Raw genomic sequence first — 14,218 nt, 5'->3', positions numbered from 1 at the left:
ATGACCTTCCGTCTGAGTAATCACTATGCATCAATATCCTGTTCATGGAATCGCTCAGAAATGTGGATTTCTCAGTATATTTTTTACTGTGATTCTGGACAGAGAAAAAATCAGGAAATAGCTATTATGTTTATAGTGCTAAATTTCTGCCTGACGAATATCATCCAGCACCGCTTGCAAGAACTCCGCCAGCGTGTCGCAGGAGATAAAAAGGTTTTGGTACTGCTGCTTGTCACGTGATTCCCATTTGTTGGTTCTTGTATCATAGGTATAGGTATCCAGTGAGGAGCTGCCAATTTCAATACAGTAAAAATTTTCTTCTATCATCAGCCCGGGAAAATCAGAGGCTATCTTTGTTAAAAATTCATTAAATGTAAACAGGTCATTCTTATAATCGAAGTGGTTTTTTATGCCGTAAATAATACATCCATCAATATTAATTCCGTCTAAACGCTCAACGAAATTCTTATATTGCTCCCAAAATAGACGTGGAGTTTTGCCAATTTTACGTCCAAAATTATAATCATACAGCTCATCCGGGAAAACGACAGCCGGAGTTACTTTTTCTCTGCGCTTGATAATAAGCTGTTTAAGCTGGTTAATGATGTTGTCGTTTATATACATAGTATCTACCGTTAAGGAAAAATTAAGCCAGCTGGGGCCGCCCATAGCACTTCTTTTACTTCACCCGACGCCATTTTACGCGTGATACTTTTTTGCGCTGAATTAAAAACGTAGTGTTCATAGTCGCGCCGAATCAGCATAAGGTTACTAAAATTATTCGTACCGCTATCATCCAAAGGAAGTTTATGGTGTATCTCCCATTTTTCATCAGGCCGTTGCCCCATTGCCAGCTTCGTCAGTTCTTCCTGGTTAAATCGCCTTTTTACCTCTGGATGCGCCGCCAGCATTTTATAAAATTTGGGCTTAACGGTTTGAAACTGTCTGCGTAGCTGTGCCAGTTCCATGCGATCCCGGCGCACATAATTTATTTTGACCACCTTAATATTATGCAACAGCCTGACTTCACCTCTGGACTTGCCCAGATAGTGGTTCAGCTCTTCCAGATTTGCCGCTGAGACGTGCCCCGCGACGGATGCTTTGCCCAGCATCAGCAGCGACGACAGGGCGATTAACGTGCCCGCCGTTTGCTCATTCAGTACCTCATCAAATCCCTGTGCCGCCTCGCCGCCCAGCTTGCGCGCGGTCTCTGCAAACATCTCAGGATTCTGATGGTAGACGCCGCCAGCGGCCAGCAGACGGCCCGCCATTTTGCTGTTAATGGTCTGGAGCGGAGCGGGCTGCTGCGCTGTTGACGGCAGCGGCGTCGGACGCGGTTTGCCTCCCTGCTGACTGTAATCGCGGCGCGCCACGGAAAGTTGAAAGGCGCGAATAATGTTCGCCGCGCCTTGAAAGGTAAAAACCAGCGGGTCGCGGCAAATCAGTTCCCCGTCATCATTGATATAAAACAGCGCGCCGGGCCTGACGGAAAAGCCGCCGAGCATAACCACCTCGCCGCTGTAAACCATCCCTTTCAGCTTTTCCCGCTCTCGAGGTCCGTGAGGCGGCAGTTGGTTGGTATAGCCGTTAACAGCGTGCCGCTGCATGTTGATAAGCTGAAAACCCGCCGACCAGCGATCATCGAAAACATATTCCTTGTCAATGTGTGACCAGGCATGATGCGGACCGAGAATCAGCTCATATTGCTCCGGCGGGAGATTATCGCGCGGCAGGTAAAAAAGGTTGGGATCCGGCAGGCTCAGGCCCATGCATCATTTCCTTATGATGAAAATAACCGGTTAAAGAGTGTATAAGGTTGAGTGATATTTAATCAGTGAAGAATGGGGAAGGGGTTCTGAAACATTCGGAAAGATTGCTGTGGCGTACAGCAATACGCGCTGAAAAGCTGCGTCAGTGGCGGAAGGGGACGACGCGGCAAGACGATAATAAAAACGCCGCATTCAACATGCGGCGTCAGGCTTAGCGGAAGGCGGCTATTAACCGATAGTCATCAGGCTGGCATTGCCGCCCGCCGCCGCGGTGTTGACGCTCAGGGCGCGTTCAATCAGCAGACGTTCCAGCAGCAGATTGGTCTCGCCGCGGGCGAAGCCCTGCACCGAGACAATCGCGCCGTCGCGCGCCGCGACTTTCTCGCACAGCAGACGCAGCTGATCGGCGTCGCCGTGGTAAATCACCGCGTCGTAATGCTGCTCCGGCGCCAGCGGATCGCGCGCGAAGTCGATGCGCGCGCGCACCTGCTCCGGCAGAGACTGCGCCAGCTTGCGATGCAGCTCATCGTCCTGCCACAGCGCGCGGCTGCCGACGCTGGTGACCGCCGCCAGCTGGATCAGCGCATCCGCCTCGTTATCCGCCAGGCACAGTACGCGCTCGCGCGGCAGCAGGATATAGGTATTGCGTTCGCCGGTCGGCCCCGGCAGCAGACGGACGGTGCCGCCCTGCGCCAGCTGTTCGTAGCGGGCGCACAGATCCGCCAGCGCCGGTTTCGCTTTCGCCCAGCTGCTTAACGCGCGATGCGCCTCAAGCAGGGAAGGGCGCAGCGTCGCGTCCAGCGGCCGCTCGGCGTCGTGACGATCCAGCGTCACCTGTAACGCGTTGTCCGGGCGGTGCGACAGCAAACGGTAAAGATAGAGCGGGCCGCCCGCTTTCGGACCGGTGCCCGACAGGCCTTCGCCGCCGAACGGCTGTACGCCCACCACCGCGCCGACCATATTGCGGTTGACGTAGAGGTTGCCGACTTTGGCGCGCTGCGTCACCTGCGCGATGGTCTCATCGATGCGGGTATGCACGCCCAGCGTCAGGCCATAGCCGGAGGCGTTGATCTGCTCAATCAGTTGCGGCAGCGCGCTGCGCGTAAAGCGCACCACATGCAGCACTGGACCGAACACCTCTTTATCCAGCTCGTCGATGCTGTTCAGCTCGATCAGCGTCGGCATAATAAAGGTGCCGGACTGCCACTCTTTGCTGTCCTGAAGATTTTCCTGCACCGCCTGGAACACCGTCAGCCCTTTAGCGCGCATCGCCTGAATATGACGTTCGATATTCTCTTTCGCTTCGGCATCGATCACCGGGCCGATATCGGTAGAGAGCCGCTCCGGGTTGCCCATGCGGCATTCCGCCATCGCGCCGCGCAGCATCTTCAGCGTATGGTCGGCGACATCGTCCTGAATACAGAGCAGACGCAGCGCCGAGCAGCGCTGTCCGGCGCTGTCATAGGCGGAGGAGACGATATCCAGCACCACCTGTTCCGTCAGGGCGGAAGAATCGACGATCATCGCATTCATGCCGCCGGTTTCGGCGATCAGCGGCGTCGGGCGACCCTGCGGATCGAGACGTCCCGCCAGGTTGCGCTGCAACAGCGTGGCGACCGCGGTAGAGCCGGTAAACATCACACCGCGCACGCGCTCGTCGCCGGTCAGCTGCGCGCCGACGGTTTCGCCGAGGCCCGGCAGCAGTTGCACCACGCCAGCAGGCACGCCTGCCTCCAGCAGAATGCGCACCGCCTGCGCGGCGATCAGCGGCGTCTGTTCCGCCGGTTTCGCCAGCACGCTGTTGCCTGCCGCCAGCGCGGCGGCGATCTGGCCGGTGAAAATCGCCAGCGGGAAGTTCCACGGGCTGATGCAGACGACAGGGCCGAGCGGACGATGGGTTTCATTATCGAAATCGCTCTGCACCAGGCCTGCGTAGTAGTAAAGGAAATCGACCGCTTCTCGCACTTCGGCGATGGCATTGCTGAAGGTTTTGCCCGCTTCGCGCACCAGAATGCCGATAAGCGTCTGCATCTCGCCTTCCATCATCACCGCGGCGCGCTCCAAAATGGCGGCGCGCTCCTGCGGCGGCGTGGCGAACCAGATCGGCCCGGCGTTGACGGAAGCCGCCAGCGCCTGCGCCACTTCCTGCTCGCTGGCCTCGCGTACTTCGCCGACGATATCGGTCGGGTCGGCCGGGTTAAGTACCGGACGGAATACGCCGTCGCTCAGCTCGCCCTCGATCATCGGTTCGGCGCGCCACGGCTGCGCCGCGCTGCTCAGCAGGGCGCTGGAGAGCGAAGCGAGGCGGTGCTCATTCGCCAGATCCAGCCCGGCGGAGTTGGGGCGCTTGTCGCCATAAAGATCGCGCGGCAGCGGAATTTTCGGATGCGGCAGGCCGATGGCGCCTTCAGTGGCGGCCAGGCGCTCCACCAGCTGCACCGGATCGGCCACCAGCTCGTCGAGCGGCAGCGTATTGTCGGCGATGCGGTTGACGAACGAGGTGTTAGCGCCGTTTTCCAGCAGGCGGCGCACCAGGTAAGCCAGCAGCGTTTCATGGGTACCGACCGGGGCATAGATGCGGCAGGGACGGTTCAGCTTGCCGTCGGCGATTTTGCCCACCACCTGCTCGTAGAGCGGCTCGCCCATGCCGTGCAGGCACTGGAACTCATACTGGCCCGGATAGTAGTTGTTGCCCGCCATATGGTAGATCGCCGCCAGGCTGTGGGCATTATGGGTGGCAAATTGCGGATAGATCAGGTTCGGCACCGCCAGTAGCTTGCGCGCGCAGGCCAGGTAGGAGATATCGGTATAGACCTTGCGCGTATAAACCGGGTAGCCTTCCAGTCCTTCCATCTGGGCGCGTTTGATTTCGCTGTCCCAGTAGGCGCCTTTCACCAGACGGATCATCAGGCGACGACGGCTGCGCTGCGCCAGATCGATCAGCGAATCGATGACGAACGGGCAGCGCTTCTGGTAGGCCTGAATCACAAAGCCAATGCCGTTCCAGCCTTCCAGCTCCGGCTCGAAGCAGAGCTTTTCCAGCAGGTCGAGCGACAGTTCCAGACGGTCCGCCTCTTCGGCATCGATATTAATGCCGATATCGTATGAGCGCGCCAGCAGCGTCAGGGATTTCAGGATCGGGTAAAGCTCCTCCATCACGCGCTGATACTGCGCGCGGCTGTAGCGCGGGTGCAGGGCGGAAAGCTTGATCGAGATGCCCGGCCCTTCATAAATGCCGCGTCCGTTAGAGGCCTTGCCGATAGCGTGGATCGCCTGCTGATAGGAGACCAGATAGGCTTTGGCGTCGCTGGCGGTCAGCGCCGCTTCGCCCAGCATATCGTAAGAGTAGCGGAAGCCTTTTTCTTCCAGCTTGCGCGCGTTAGCCAGCGCCTCGGCGATGGTTTCGCCGGTAACGAACTGTTCGCCCATCAGACGCATCGCCATATCGACGCCTTTGCGCACCAGCGGCTCGCCGCTTTTGCTGATAATGCGGTTCAGGGAGCGCGACAGATTGGCTTCATTATGGGTAGAGACCAGGCGACCGGTAAACAGCAAACCCCAGGTAGCGGCGTTAACAAACAGCGACGGGCTGCGGCCCAGGTGCGACTGCCAGTTACCATTGCTGATTTTATCGCGGATCAGCGCGTCGCGCGTCGGCTTGTCGGGAATGCGCAGCAGCGCTTCGGCCAGGCACATTAGCGCCACGCCTTCTTGCGAGGAGAGTGAGAACTCCTGTAACAGGCTTTGCACCATGCCGGCGCGTCCGGTTGCTCCCTTTTGGTGCCTCAGCTTGTCGGCCAGCGACCAGGCGAGCTGGTGGGTTTTCTCCGCCAGCGGGGCAGGGAGACGCGCCTGCTCCAGCAGCATCGGCACCGCTTCCGTTTCCGGGCGGCGCCAGGCGGAGGTGATGGCGGCACGCGCCACCGTTTGCGGCAGGATCTGCTCCGCGAAATCCAGGAAAGGCTGGTGTGGTTCGTCGGCCAGCGTCTCGTCGTTATCGCTGGCGGCCTGTAAAGGGAATTCTACCGGCTGGGCGCCCTGTTCCAGCTGCTCCAGATAGTTGAAAATCGCCTGTTTAATCAGCCAGTGCGGCGTGCGATCGATATGTTGCGCAGCCAGTTTAATTCTGTCGCGGGTGGCTTCATCCAGCTTGACACCCATGGTAGTCATTCCCATGCCTTAGACGCTCCTCAAAACCTTATATAACCGTTGTAAAGCGCAATATCACCTATGTTGCAACTTTGTGCAACCGTGTTAATTGTGAGCCCGATAACACTCTGTGAAACGCCTCTTTTGTTACCACTTACAAAGCGGCACGGAACTTGCTGCAAGTTTCTCGCCAGGTTTGCAGAAGCCTGAAAATTCGCATGGTTTCCCGGTTGTTCCCCAGGTGTAACCGGATGAAATGTGACCTGGTGCAACCTTCTGAACTTCTGATTATAAGGGGTAGTGAATTCACTGTAACAGCTGTGTTAAATGCATTGTGTGCGATCAACCTTTCCGGCAGGATAGCGCGCCTCAGATTTATCAAAGACAACACCGCTGCGTTCCGGCGGTGATGACAGGGCAAATAACCCTCTGCTTAATACCGATAATAAATGGAGAACCTGATGACAGTAAGTACACCCATGTTGGTGACATTCATCATCTATATTCTTGGCATGGTGTTGATCGGCTTTATCGCCTGGCGCTCAACCAAAAATTTTGATGACTACATTCTTGGCGGTCGCAGTCTCGGCAGCGTGGTAACCGCGCTTTCCGCCGGCGCATCGGATATGAGCGGCTGGCTGCTGATGGGTCTGCCAGGGGCGATTTTCCTCTCTGGCATTTCGGAAAGTTGGATCGCCATTGGGCTGACGCTGGGCGCGTGGCTGAACTGGAAAATTGTCGCCGGCCGCCTGCGCGTGCAGACCGAGCATCATAACAATGCGCTGACGCTGCCGGACTTTTTCACCAGCCGCTTTGAAGATCGCAGCAAACTGCTGCGCGTCATCTCCGCCATCGTGATTCTGGTGTTTTTCACCATCTACTGCGCATCGGGCATCGTCGCCGGGGCGCGTCTGTTTGAAAGCACCTTCGGCATGAGCTACGAAACGGCGCTGTGGGCTGGCGCGGTCGCGACGATTCTCTATACCTTCGTCGGCGGTTTCCTCGCCGTCAGCTGGACTGATACCGTACAGGCCAGCCTGATGATTTTCGCCCTGATCCTGACGCCGATTATCGTCATTATCGCCGTCGGCGGGCTGGATGATTCGCTGCGCGTGATCGAAGCGAAGAGCCTGGAAAACCTTGATATGCTGAAAGGTCTTAACTTTGTGGCGGTTATTTCGCTGCTGGGTTGGGGGCTGGGCTATTTCGGCCAGCCGCATATTCTGGCGCGCTTTATGGCGGCGGACTCGCACCGTTCCATCCGCACCGCCCGCCGTATCGGCATGACGTGGATGATCCTTTGCCTGGCGGGCGCGGTGGCGGTCGGCTTCTTCGGCATCGCCTATTTCCAGAACCATCCTGAGCAGGCGGCAGGCGTATCGGAAAACGGCGAGCGCATCTTTATCGAGCTGGCGCGCATTCTGTTTAACCCATGGATCGCCGGTATTCTGCTTTCCGCCATTCTGGCGGCGGTGATGTCGACGCTGAGCTGTCAGCTGCTGGTCTGCTCCAGCGCGCTGACCGAAGATCTTTACAAAGGCTTTCTGCGTAAAAACGCCAGCCAGAAAGAGCTGGTGTGGGTCGGCCGCGTGATGGTGTTGGTGGTAGCGCTGATCGCGATTCTGCTCGCCTCTAACCCGGAAAACCGCGTATTGGGCCTGGTCAGCTACGCCTGGGCCGGCTTCGGCGCGGCGTTTGGACCGGTGGTGCTGTTCGCTGTCTGCTGGAAGCGCACCACGCGCAACGGCGCGCTGGCGGGGATGGTGATTGGCGCGTTGACCGTACTGGTCTGGAAACATTACGGCTGGCTCGATTTGTATGAAATCATTCCGGGCTTCCTGTTCGCCAGTATCGCCATCGTGGTATTTAGCCTGCTGGGGCGTGCCCCTTCTGCTGAAGCGCAGGCGCGCTTCGCTGCGGCGGATGCGGAGTACAACACCCACTAACGGTTTCAGACTGGCAGCGTTGTTTTAGCCTGCGTTGATAAAGGCCCGCCGGAAACGGCGGGCCTGTTTTTTTATATTGGAGGCAGGGCCAGCACCCCTTTTCGCTTCACCCTGCTGGCGCAGCGGCCGCAGCCATACAAACCGGCGGCAGGAGTTTCTGGAGGCGTTATGAGCCGACGCCGTTGCTGAAATCGTCAGGGTTGGCTTCTTTAGGGTGGGGTTTACCCGGGCGGGTTGGTATATCGAGCGGCTTTTCAGGCACCAGCATATCAATGCCTTTTTTGAGCGTGCTGTTAATCATCGCAGCTCTGTCCTCTTTGGTGACAAACAGTGAGCACAGGCCGACAATGAGCACCGTCGTTATTACCGTCCCTAACAATCCGGAAACCCCGGCGCCAAGCCAGGCGGCGAATTTAATCAGGTATCTTTTCCAGGCTGGCGGCGTATGCTGAGCAGGAACCCACTGCGCTATTTTATTCGCCCACTCTAATCTGGCCTTTTCATGCGCTGCGGCGAGTTGATTCTTAAGCGCATCGACTTCGCTTTGATGGCGAGCCGAAATCGTGGTTATCGCATCTGAATGCGTTGCGATAAGCGCGTCGATTTTATCTTTAGCGATAACGTCAAAATGCTGCTCTGCCGCCTGGTTTGCTCCCTCTATCAGGGCGTCGACAATGGATAACGCTCTTTCCTGATAATTTTCCAGCAGCCTGGGATCTAACGCCACTTCGTCATGCCACTTTTCAAGTTCAGCCTTAATTTCATCGTCGCTTTTCCCCTGATGCTTTAACCGCTGCGCTTTTTCCTCTTTATGAGATTTATAAATGGCATAGGCAATCAGCTGTTGCGGGTCTTCCTTGTCCTGAACCAATGAGGAAAAAACCCATAATTTGGGTTGTGTAGACATAGCTCTCCTGAAAGCGAAAACGCCCCAGTAAGGGGCGTTTTCGCAGCAATAAGGATCAGCGCGCCTTTTTAAACGCGTCTTTAAGAATTTGACGGCCGCGACTTTGGGAAAGCGCAGAGACAGCCAGCTCCCTGTTTACCGAAAGGTGATGACGCGCGATATAACCCGCATCGCCTTTCGGCTCGCTTGCTGAAACAACACTTGCCTGTCGGATCGGCTGCTCTGTGCGTTCAACGGGGTCGCTGGAAACAATTTTTTTCGCCGCAACGCGTTGAACAACAGTTTTCGTCATCCTGCGGATCTCTTCTTTTGTCAGTTCCGGCATGACATAACCGTTCATATTTTCACCTCCATTCTTCGTGCTGAGTTTATAACCCTTTCAGACGCTTTGCACCTACCCGGCGGTTAAAAAAAATACTGGCGGCGTTTTTTATAACCGATCGCGCATTTCAGAATGAAACGGCCGAATGCGCCTTTACATATCCAGGGCACCCGGCACCAGCCCATGGCGCAGAAGGGGCCGGTAGAGGTAAAAAGCCCGTCGCGCGGCGGGCGCTATCTGCCGGGAGAAAGCGGGGGAGGCGTGCGTGGTATCCGCTGAGCATGGCGCTCGCCTGGCGCTGCTTTTTCATCCATAGCGGTAAAAAAGAGCGGGTTGGTCAGTGAAGCGCGCCTTTCGCTTGTTTTATGGCCTTTCAGGACGGGCCAGCGGCCCGTTTTTGTCATTTATTATGCCGCAGGCGCCAGGTGAAAAGCGGGTTATACGGATTCATGCACAGGGTATCCCCATTTTCTGTGGATAACTCTGGCGGTTACAGCGTTTTCGCGACCATGCCGATGGCCGCCAGCAGCATAATCAGGCCCGTAGAGCGGAACAGCAGACGCTGCGCTTCGGCGCTGGTGAGGAAATGACGTATCTTCAGCGCCGCGAGGATAAATACCGCGCCTACCGACAGCAGTACGAAAATGGTCAGCGGTACCAACATCATGCCCCACATTTGCAGTGAGACATTATCCAGCGAAATCACCAGCGGCAGGATCGCCAGATAGAAGGCGATGGTTTTCGGGTTGCCCAGCGTAATGGTCAGGCCGGAAAACCAGGCAGAGGCCAGCTCTTTGCGCGTCGCCCGCTGGTCGATATCAACCGCCTGCGGCTGATAGCGCCAGAACTGCCAGGCGAGCCAGCATAAATAGAGCGAAGCCGCCCAGTTAATCAGGGTAAACAGCGAACTGTAGTTATTAGCGATCACCGCCAGGCCAAATACCGCGACAGAGAGGTAGATCAGATCGCCCAGAATCAGACCGGTCAGCATGGTGAAGCCCGTTACCGCGCCGCAGCTGACGCTACGGGCGACCAGGGCGGTCATGCCGGGTCCGGGGATAGCGGCAGCCAGGCCGAGCGCGGCGATATAGGAGAGGATTTGAGCGGTTCCCAGCATGATGATTCCTGTTCAAAAAGAGAAAAATGGCGCAAGCGGGGCTTAGCGCATCGACTGTCGGGCGACAATCGCCCTGGCAAAAACTAAATCCTGGGCGGCAAGCCCCACGGATTTAAATAAGGTTCTTGACGCGGCGTTGATCTGCTCTTCAGCGACATCTGGCCGTTCGCCAGGTTCGACTCCGCTCTCTGCCTGCGGCAGAAAGCCCAGCGCTCTGGCCTGTTGCAGTCAGCTTGAGGCATCCCATACCGCCTGACGTGAATCGACATAAAGCCCGACCGCCGCATATACCTCCGGCGCGATCTCCTGAAAGCCTGGCGGCATGCAAAGATTTGACGATAATGAATAATCAGCGGCGTATTGTTATGAATCGAGTCGATTTCATTACGTGGGCAAGGCGTGGGTTTTCCCGTCGTGCCGGTCGTTTCATAATAAATCCAGCTTTTGTGCAGCGGGGCGGCAGCTAAAGAAGGGCCGTGATTGCGCAAATCCTCTTTAGTGGTAAAGGGCAGCGTGTGAATATTATCGATCGTGAGTTTTTCAATATCTGTTGTCGTTAATCCTTTCAAATGCTCGCGGTAAAAGGGCGAATTATCGGCGACATATTTAATGACTTCGCGTAGCCGGTTATTTTGATGCGCATAAAGCTGATCGTTATTTATATCGCCTGCGTCGAAGCGGAGATGCTGCCGGTAAATCTCTTTTGCCTTTTCGTATAGCTCATCTTTAAAAATAGCGTACATGTTACTTTCCTTAAATAAAGAAATAAAACGTTAACGGCTTAGGCGTACACTGAAATAAGCAGTTTGTCATTAAACTGCTTATTTGATGGCGTTCGGCAACATAAGGATGATTATTTATAAAGCGGCAGATTACCCGTCATTTTCGTGATTTTCTTTTTAGGGCCAATAAGCCCGACGGCGACCAGCTCAATTTGGCTGCTGTTTACCGACGAGATACGTTCGCTATATTCATCGTAGGTTTTACAGGACTGGGCCAGCGCGCTGAACGGCATAATATAAATTTCTTCATCGCTCTCCGCTGTCTTTTGCAGGTCATGAATGACCTCGCCTGGCGCCAGCAAAACCGGCAGCGGCGCATAGATCACTCCCGGGTAGTTAATATTATCTACGCTCTGCATATCGGGCCCGACAAGGTTTTCAACGGTGCGGCCGAAGCTAATGCCGATAACGCTTGCGGCGTTGATGGCGAGGCCGGCAGGCAGATCTTTATCGATAACGATCGTGCAACGATGTTGGCTGGCGTCAAATTTCATATTCAGTTCCCGGTTTCAGCAGGCTTCAGCCAGCTGGTTAAAGACAGAGAGGAGCCCCATGTTTTGCGTAAAGTCACTGGAGAGTTCGATATCCACCACCTGCCAGTCAGCAATCGCTTTCCATTTCGCCACGCCGACCTGATGATTGGGATGTACGATGTAGCGCTCTAACGTGGTGCGGTCTTCAAACAGACCGATTACCACGAAGTCAGCGGCGATATGACGCCGGGTAATATTACGTCCGCAGGTCCATCCTTTAATTTCATCAATGTAATTCGGGTGCGCACGCGTTGATCGCTCCGCGTCGATAGCTTCTATAGAGGCCCAGCTCCATGGGTTTTTGAACGTAAACAGGACGATATGCATTAACATATAAGTCGGTTCCTTGCGGCTTTTACTTCAATTAATCATTAAAGTTGCGAATGTATTATGCCGCAGCCCGGCGGGAAATTGTTACCTATATTGCTTGCTTCTTCCTTCGCGACAGGAAAAAATCACCCTCTATCGCGGTAAAAACGAAAGGAACTTACCTTTATGGCGCTTAGCCCGACAGATATGAAAATTCTCAAGCTGCTGCAGGATGACGCCCGCGTCACTAATCAGGTGCTGGCTGAAAAAATTGGCATGTCCGCGTCGCCATGCTGGCGAAAAGTACGCAAGCTGGAAGAGGATGAAGTAATCCAGGGGTATCGCGCAGTGCTGAATCGCAAGAAGATTGGCCTCGGGGTTATGGTGTTTATACGCGTCGCGATTGACAGCCACAGCGAGGCGGAAGCGAAAAAATTTGAGGAGGAGGTGACCGCGCTGGAAGATGTGGTGGCCTGCTACAGCATTGGCGGCGATGCAGATTTCCTGTTGCAGGTTGTCGCTTCCGATCTCGATTCCTACGCCGATTTCGCTATGTCGGTGGTGCGCCGTCTTCCTGGCATTAAAGAAATGCAGAGCATGTTCGTACTGAAAGAGATCAAACCGCTGGTGACGCTGCCGATTAAGAAAATGACCGACGCTGGCTGAAACACGGCCTCTCCCGCGCCCGAAAGGAACTCTCGCCATTAACGCGCCACATAACGGCTACACGTAAAAGTAAGAGTAGGGAGAAACCATGCGCCTTTCAGGCTTTTCACCATCCGGTTTTACTGCGCCGCGCGATGCCGAGTCGCCCGGTAAAAACGCCGCCGCGCCGCTGCAGACGAGCGCAAAGGGCGGCCCGGCGAACGGTCTCGCTTTCGTTGCGCCGCAGAGGCAAAACATCGTCGGCTCACTGCCGACGCCGCGACAAAGCGCTGACCTGCCGCAATCAAACGCTCTCGCTGATACGCCGCTGCTGGGGCAGCTGATCGCCTCGCTGTTCGGCGATTTGCTCTCCAGCATCACCGGCTCCGGCGTCACCGCCTGGCCGCAGAGCGGCGGCGAGCAAGGCGTCAATGGCGCGCAGGGCGGCCCGATGTCGTTCGAGCAGGCGATCACCACGCTGGGCCGCCATGAAGATTTGCTTAAAAAGCCGCAGGATCGGGAAGGACTGGCGAAGCTGCGCGATGACCCGCAAACGCCGAGCGACGCTAAAAAGGCGCTGGATACGCTGCTGAACAACCCTGGGATGTTTGAAGCGATCGATCCGGCCAAAAACGGCAAAAGCGACGGCAAAATCAGCGCGAAGGATATCCGTAAGTGGCAGGAAAATCCCGCTATCCGTCAATATGCCGACGCCAAAGCAGAGACCTATACCCACGACTATGTGCCTTCCGACGCCAGGCCCGGCTCGCCTGCCCGCGAGATGAGCGGCAACGACGCTATGCGTGAGCTTTACCTTTATTCGGAGAGCCTGCCGAAAAAGGTCAGTATGGAGACGTTGCAGAAGATCGCCGACGGCTCGCAGGATATGGGGAAATGTCCGCCGCAGGTCGCCGCCGCCGCGAAATATTTCACTGACCACCCAGCAGAATGGCAGCAGTTCACCGGCAAGGACGATCCCAACGCGAGCATCTCGCGCGATCGCCTCTGTGACCTGGCCGCCTACAACGTCAAGCTTTCGCCGCAAGAGAGCAAGGCCATCGAGACGATCAAAAATAATCAGGATATCTTCTTCAGGGACGGCGGTATCAAGCCGGACAAGCTGGTGAAAATCGCCAACGACCCTAACAACAGTCAGGAGGTGCGCGACGCGGCCAACCTGCTGAGCCAGCCGAATTCGATGTTGTTTTCAATGCTCGACAACGGCAAGCACGGCGCGGGCGGCAACTTCTTCAACAAGGCCAACGACCATAACATCGGCAAGGGCGATCTCGACGCCTTTATACGCAAAGGCTCCAACCAGGTCGCCGCCGCGCCGCAGTTGGCTAACGCGCCCACCACAGCGGATGAGCTTGCTGCGCAGGAGGAGATGGCCAGCGGTCAGGAGACGCAGCCCGATGCGAAGAAGCAGCGCGGCGGCGGCATCTTTAAGCTGCTGGATATTCTCAGCTATGTCGCCACCGGGTTGTCGGTGCTGATTCCGGGCGTCGGCGCAGCTGGCCTCGCGGCCACGGCGGGCCGCGCCGCGCTGACCGCCGGGCTGAAAGAGGGCCTGAAGCAGGGCGTGAAAGAGGGCGTAAAGGAAGGCGTTCAGCAGGGCGCCGGCCAGGTGATGAACGCCGCGCAGACCGCCCGGTCGGGCAATCAGCAGGTGAACGGCCAGCGCGTCTGGGCGCAGGGCTAAAGGAAAGGCTCCAAAGCGTCGCGCCAGGCGAGAAGAT

At 56.3% G+C, this 14,218-nt stretch carries 13 protein-coding genes; 4 read left to right on the top strand and 9 right to left on the bottom strand.

Annotation, left to right across the window (positions count from 1 at the left end; all coding sequences use genetic code 11):
* Positions 1–138 precede the first annotated feature (138 nt).
* The 3 genes from C2E16_RS12815 to putA all read right to left on the bottom strand — a co-directional run bounded on the left by C2E16_RS12815 (position 139) and on the right by putA (position 5,945).
* Positions 139–624: a YrhA family protein gene (locus C2E16_RS12815; protein WP_084970896.1), complete on the bottom strand. Its 486-nt coding sequence runs from the start codon at positions 622–624 to the stop codon at positions 139–141.
* Between the two features lie 11 nt (positions 625–635).
* Positions 636–1,769 carry an HNH endonuclease signature motif containing protein gene (locus tag C2E16_RS12810; RefSeq protein WP_038625513.1) on the bottom strand — a complete coding sequence of 378 codons (1,134 nt, stop codon included), beginning with the start codon at positions 1,767–1,769 and terminating at the stop codon, positions 636–638.
* 228 nt (positions 1,770–1,997) lie between these two features.
* Positions 1,998–5,945, bottom strand: a complete 3,948-nt coding sequence (gene putA / locus C2E16_RS12805) for a trifunctional transcriptional regulator/proline dehydrogenase/L-glutamate gamma-semialdehyde dehydrogenase (RefSeq protein ID WP_038625515.1) — start codon at positions 5,943–5,945, stop codon at positions 1,998–2,000.
* Positions 5,946–6,379: 434 nt separating this feature from the next.
* Between putA and putP the strand changes: the two genes are divergently transcribed.
* Positions 6,380–7,864: a sodium/proline symporter PutP gene (gene putP, locus C2E16_RS12795; protein ID WP_038625516.1), complete on the top strand. Its 1,485-nt coding sequence runs from the start codon at positions 6,380–6,382 to the stop codon at positions 7,862–7,864.
* Between the two features lie 166 nt (positions 7,865–8,030).
* On the opposite strand, the gene C2E16_RS12790 is transcribed toward putP, so the two are convergent.
* Complete coding sequence (locus C2E16_RS12790) at positions 8,031–8,771, bottom strand: hypothetical protein (protein ID WP_084971388.1); 741 nt, start codon at positions 8,769–8,771, stop codon at positions 8,031–8,033.
* Between the two features lie 55 nt (positions 8,772–8,826).
* Positions 8,827–9,111 (bottom strand): hypothetical protein, encoded by a 285-nt coding sequence (locus tag C2E16_RS12785; protein WP_038625520.1) that lies wholly within the window; start codon positions 9,109–9,111, stop codon positions 8,827–8,829.
* 114 nt (positions 9,112–9,225) lie between these two features.
* Here C2E16_RS12785 and C2E16_RS20855 point away from each other — a divergent pair, with 114 nt between their 5' ends.
* Entirely contained in the window at positions 9,226–9,372 is a 147-nt protein-coding gene (locus C2E16_RS20855) for a hypothetical protein (protein WP_167401670.1), read from the top strand.
* A 211-nt stretch (positions 9,373–9,583) separates the two neighbouring features.
* Here C2E16_RS20855 and C2E16_RS12780 read toward each other — a convergent pair whose 3' ends face one another.
* From C2E16_RS12780 to C2E16_RS12765, 4 genes are all read right to left on the bottom strand, one after another.
* Complete coding sequence (locus C2E16_RS12780; protein WP_084971386.1) at positions 9,584–10,210, bottom strand: LysE family translocator; 627 nt, start codon at positions 10,208–10,210, stop codon at positions 9,584–9,586.
* A gap of 83 nt (positions 10,211–10,293) precedes the next feature.
* Entirely contained in the window at positions 10,294–10,953 is a 660-nt protein-coding gene (locus C2E16_RS21170) for a hypothetical protein (protein WP_038625525.1), read from the bottom strand.
* A 110-nt stretch (positions 10,954–11,063) separates the two neighbouring features.
* Entirely contained in the window at positions 11,064–11,486 is a 423-nt protein-coding gene (locus C2E16_RS12770; protein ID WP_084971384.1) for a DUF2000 domain-containing protein, read from the bottom strand.
* 15 nt (positions 11,487–11,501) lie between these two features.
* The gene (locus C2E16_RS12765; protein WP_038625526.1) at positions 11,502–11,858 is read right to left on the bottom strand and encodes a Dabb family protein; all 357 of its coding nucleotides are present in this window, start codon (positions 11,856–11,858) and stop codon (positions 11,502–11,504) included.
* A gap of 162 nt (positions 11,859–12,020) precedes the next feature.
* On the opposite strand from C2E16_RS12765, the gene C2E16_RS12760 reads away from it, so the two are divergent.
* Positions 12,021–12,500, top strand: coding sequence for an Lrp/AsnC family transcriptional regulator (locus tag C2E16_RS12760; RefSeq protein ID WP_038625528.1), 480 nt, complete (start codon positions 12,021–12,023; stop codon positions 12,498–12,500).
* An 88-nt stretch (positions 12,501–12,588) separates the two neighbouring features.
* Positions 12,589–14,181: an HrpF/NolX family T3SS translocon protein gene (locus C2E16_RS12755; protein WP_071883668.1), complete on the top strand. Its 1,593-nt coding sequence runs from the start codon at positions 12,589–12,591 to the stop codon at positions 14,179–14,181.
* Positions 14,182–14,218: the final 37 nt, after the last annotated feature.

This window comes from Mixta calida (assembly GCF_002953215.1).
Lineage (GTDB): Bacteria > Pseudomonadota > Gammaproteobacteria > Enterobacterales > Enterobacteriaceae > Mixta > Mixta calida.
Note: the sequence above shows the minus strand (reverse complement) of the source record. Positions and strands in the feature narration are given on the sequence as shown.

Excerpts from the sequence above, each read along its gene's own strand:
- C2E16_RS12815 (WP_084970896.1), bottom strand. The coding sequence starts at position 624 with ATGTATATAAACGACAACATCATTAACCAGCTTAAACAGCTTATTATC.
- C2E16_RS12810 (WP_038625513.1), bottom strand. The coding sequence starts at position 1,769 with ATGGGCCTGAGCCTGCCGGATCCCAACCTTTTTTACCTGCCGCGCGAT.
- putA (WP_038625515.1), bottom strand. The coding sequence starts at position 5,945 with ATGGGAATGACTACCATGGGTGTCAAGCTGGATGAAGCCACCCGCGAC.
- putP (WP_038625516.1), top strand. The coding sequence starts at position 6,380 with ATGACAGTAAGTACACCCATGTTGGTGACATTCATCATCTATATTCTT.
- C2E16_RS12790 (WP_084971388.1), bottom strand. The coding sequence starts at position 8,771 with ATGTCTACACAACCCAAATTATGGGTTTTTTCCTCATTGGTTCAGGAC.
- C2E16_RS12785 (WP_038625520.1), bottom strand. The coding sequence starts at position 9,111 with ATGAACGGTTATGTCATGCCGGAACTGACAAAAGAAGAGATCCGCAGG.
- C2E16_RS20855 (WP_167401670.1), top strand. The coding sequence starts at position 9,226 with ATGAAACGGCCGAATGCGCCTTTACATATCCAGGGCACCCGGCACCAG.
- C2E16_RS12780 (WP_084971386.1), bottom strand. The coding sequence starts at position 10,210 with ATGCTGGGAACCGCTCAAATCCTCTCCTATATCGCCGCGCTCGGCCTG.
- C2E16_RS21170 (WP_038625525.1), bottom strand. The coding sequence starts at position 10,953 with ATGTACGCTATTTTTAAAGATGAGCTATACGAAAAGGCAAAAGAGATT.
- C2E16_RS12770 (WP_084971384.1), bottom strand. The coding sequence starts at position 11,486 with ATGAAATTTGACGCCAGCCAACATCGTTGCACGATCGTTATCGATAAA.
- C2E16_RS12765 (WP_038625526.1), bottom strand. The coding sequence starts at position 11,858 with ATGTTAATGCATATCGTCCTGTTTACGTTCAAAAACCCATGGAGCTGG.
- C2E16_RS12760 (WP_038625528.1), top strand. The coding sequence starts at position 12,021 with ATGGCGCTTAGCCCGACAGATATGAAAATTCTCAAGCTGCTGCAGGAT.
- C2E16_RS12755 (WP_071883668.1), top strand. The coding sequence starts at position 12,589 with ATGCGCCTTTCAGGCTTTTCACCATCCGGTTTTACTGCGCCGCGCGAT.